At 59.7% G+C, this 1,452-nt stretch carries 2 protein-coding genes; one reads left to right on the top strand and one right to left on the bottom strand.

What is annotated here, in order from left to right:
• Nucleotides 1-569 (bottom strand): Rpn family recombination-promoting nuclease/putative transposase (locus tag G3480_RS26620; RefSeq protein WP_164657207.1); only part of this gene is annotated, 569 nt, incomplete at its 3' end.
• A gap of 444 nt (nt 570-1,013) precedes the next feature.
• Here G3480_RS26620 and G3480_RS26615 point away from each other — a divergent pair.
• The coding region (locus G3480_RS26615) for a reverse transcriptase domain-containing protein (RefSeq protein ID WP_338114237.1) at nt 1,014-1,452 on the top strand (439 nt) is incomplete at its 3' end.

Genomic DNA, 1,452 nt, shown 5'->3' with positions numbered 1-1,452 from the left:
GACGGCAGGGCGCTACTGTCGAGGGCTTCGCCGTCTTTGAAGAATTTCAGCCAGCGTTCCTGCTCGGTTTGGATCTGCTCGGCGTGGAACTTTTTCAATTCCAGCAGCCAGATGCCGCCATGGTCGAGGAGCGGGCGAGCCTGGGCGTCGCGCAGGCGGAAGTCGTGGGCGTAGTCACTGCTGTCGGCCAACAGATTCTCGCCCAGCAGCCAGATGGCATAGGTGGGGTTGAGCGCGCTGTAATCCTGGCCGCTGTGCAATTGGGAGCCGTAGAGGTCAGCCCAGGTGTAGAGGATGCGCGCCAGGAGGTCGCGATTGGTGAGGAGCTGGATTTCGATCTGATGGAGACAATCACGCGCGTCGCGCGCCTTGACGTCGACGATGCTGAGCTTGTCGTCGAGAAATTCCTTGTCGTTGTACGGATTGAGGATCTCGACCCAAGTGATGGGGGCCGGGAGATCGCGGCCGAGGATGGCGTTGAGGAAGTGAATCAGCAGCGCGCGATTGGACTCCGCCCCCAGCAGGGCCTTGAACACGCAGTCGATCTTGGGGTCGATGGGATGCTGCATGGGAAGAGTCTAGCCAGCATCAGGGGCGAGGACAATTTGCTGGAGCGTGCGACGGGAGACCTGACCCTCGGCTTGCGGTTCGACGGGAGACCTGGGTGACCTGGCAATGGTTGCCGACTGTGAGAGAACCGCGCAAGCGGGAAGCTCTCCCGAGTAAGGCTTAGTCAGCCGCTCGGAAGTGTCATGATCGGACGGCGCAAGCCGGACGGTCAGATAAATGAGTGACACGAGGTGAAGGGTGTGGCCCTGAATCCGACACAGAGCCCCGAGAAACATCAATTTTGTGTCACAAGAGGGGCTCAAATGGCCGCGTCGCGAGTGATGAGGACCGGTACGCCGCAACGGTTAGCGATGAAGAGGGGTAATGCCCTCGGAGCGAAGGTCCTCACGGTTGGTTGAGCGTTGAAGCGGAAACATTGTCACGATGCAAGGCGTGGAAACACAGTGAGCACAGAGCTAAGACGCATAGGCGAGAAGGCGCGCAGCGAGCCCAAAGGCGGCATTCTTGAGGACGGGCTCGTGCAGGCCAGTGAAGAGGGAACGCCGCAAGGCTCAATTCTCTCCCCGCTGCTTTCGAACGTCTACCTTCATTATGTGCTGGACCTCTGGTTCAGTCATCGGGTACGGCCACAGTGTCAAGGCGAGGCGTATTACTTCCGTTTTGCCGACGACTTCGTCGCCGCCTTTCAGGACCGGCAGGAAGCACAACGATTTCATGTGGCACTCGGTGAGCGGTTGGCGAAGTTCAAGCTGCGCCTCGCCGAAGAAAAGACGCGGTGTTTGCCGTTTGGGCGCTTCGCCCGAAACAATGCGCAGGCGCGTGGTGGCAAGCCCGAGGAGTTTACGTTTCTCGGCTTCACCCACTACTGCGGCAAGACCAAGA

It is taken from the genome of Thiorhodococcus mannitoliphagus, assembly GCF_010915725.1.
In the GTDB taxonomy this organism is placed as follows: domain Bacteria; phylum Pseudomonadota; class Gammaproteobacteria; order Chromatiales; family Chromatiaceae; genus Thiorhodococcus; species Thiorhodococcus mannitoliphagus.
Note: the sequence above shows the minus strand (reverse complement) of the source record. Positions and strands in the feature narration are given on the sequence as shown.